At 71.7% G+C, this 1,595-nt stretch carries 2 protein-coding genes; both read left to right on the top strand.

All coding sequences use genetic code 11. The annotated features are described in order from the left end of the window. Window positions 1–99: 99 nt before the first annotated feature. Window positions 100–864 (top strand): class I SAM-dependent methyltransferase, encoded by a 765-nt coding sequence (locus VIB55_RS06585; protein ID WP_331875875.1) that lies wholly within the window; start codon window positions 100–102, stop codon window positions 862–864. Window positions 865–892: 28 nt separating this feature from the next. Further along, window positions 893–1,595: sulfotransferase (locus tag VIB55_RS06580; RefSeq protein WP_331875874.1), on the top strand; the 703-nt coding region annotated here is incomplete at its 3' end.

The raw sequence follows: 1,595 nt of genomic DNA, 5'->3' as shown, positions 1-1,595 counted from the left end.
CGTGGGGCAGGTCTGCGCCGTGTACGACGAAATCCGGCCCCGGCCCGCCGCGGCGGCCTGACGCGCCCCCAGCAATCCCAACTTCTTCGAGAGCCGCGAGTGGCGACCCAGTCGACCGACCTCAGGACCCGCTTCTACCCGCAGAGCCGGTACGGCGGCTTCACCGACCAGGACCAGGGGATCATCTTCTACCTGCGCGTGAACGCCCTGCTGCGCCCCGAGCACCGGGTGCTCGACGTGGGGTGCGGGCGCGGCAAGGCTTCCGAGGACACCGTCGACGTGCGCCGCGAGCTGTCGTCGCTGCGCGGCCGCTGCGCGCGGGTGATCGGGATCGACGTGGACCCCGACGCCGCCGAAAACCCCACCCTCGACGAGTTCCACCTGCTGGACCCGGCGAAGCCCTGGCCCCTCCCCGACGCGTCAGTCGACATGGTGGTCAGCAACTTCGTCCTGGAGCACGTGGCCGACCCGGCCCTGTTCTTTTCCGAGGTGCGGCGGGTGCTGCGTCCCGGCGGAAAGCTGTGCATGCGCACCACCAACGTGTTCAGCTACTTCGGCGTCCTGGCCCGCGTGGTCCCCGGCCGGTACCACGCGAAGGTGGTTCGCACGGCGTACGCCCGCGACGCCCGCGAGGAGCGCGACGTGTTTCCCACCGTCTACCGCTGCAACACGGTGTGGAAGCTCCGGCGCATGCTCAGCCGCCACGGCTTCAGCCACTACGTGTACGGGTACCAGGCCGAGCCCGCCCACTTCGGGTTTTCGCGCCTGCTGTACCGGTTCGGGGTGGCGCACCAGCGGCACGCGCCGCACTTCGTGAAGCCCACCCTGTTCGTCTTCGCCGAACGCGCGGCGGAGGCCGGGTGAGGCGTGGGAGCAGGGCGGGAGGCGCGCCATGAAACTGGACCTGGTCGGAATCGGCCCGCAGCGAGCCGGCACCACCTGGCTGTACGAGTGCCTGCGCGGGCACCCGGACCTGTGCTTTCCCCAGGGCGTCAAGGAAACGTTCTTCTTCGACCTCCGCTTCGGCAATGGCGAAGCGTGGTACGCGTCGCACTTCCGGCACGCGCGTCCCGGGCAGCGGCTGGCCGAGGTGGGCCCCACCTACCTGGAGCACCCCGAGGCGGCCCGGCGCGTCCGCGAGCACAGCCCCGGCGCCCTGGTGGTCGCCAACCTGCGGCACCCGGCCGAGCGCACCTTTTCGCTGTACCTGCACCACCTCAAGAAGGGGCGGGTGGCGGGGTCGTTCGCCGCGGCCGTCGAGGCCATGCCCTCCATCCTGGAGGGGAGCCGCTACGGTACGCACCTTCCCCGCTGGTTCCGCGAGTTCGGGCGGGAGCGGGTGCTGGCCGTGCTTCACGACGACATCGCCGCGCACCCCGAGCGGGTGCTGGAGCAGGTGTACGCGTTCGCCGCCCTGGCGCCCCTTCCGCTGCCGGCCACCGCCCGCGAGCGGGTGAACGCCGCGTCGCTCCCGCGCTTTCCCCTGCTGGCCCGCGCGGCCACCGTCGGCGGCGACTGGCTGCGCCAGCGGCGCCTGTACGGGCCCATCAACCTGGCCAAGCGCCTGAAGCTGAAGCGCGTGTACTCGGGGGGCA

Source organism: Longimicrobium sp., assembly GCF_036554565.1.
In the GTDB taxonomy this organism is placed as follows: domain Bacteria; phylum Gemmatimonadota; class Gemmatimonadetes; order Longimicrobiales; family Longimicrobiaceae; genus Longimicrobium.
This window is presented reverse-complemented; position numbering and strand designations above follow the sequence as displayed.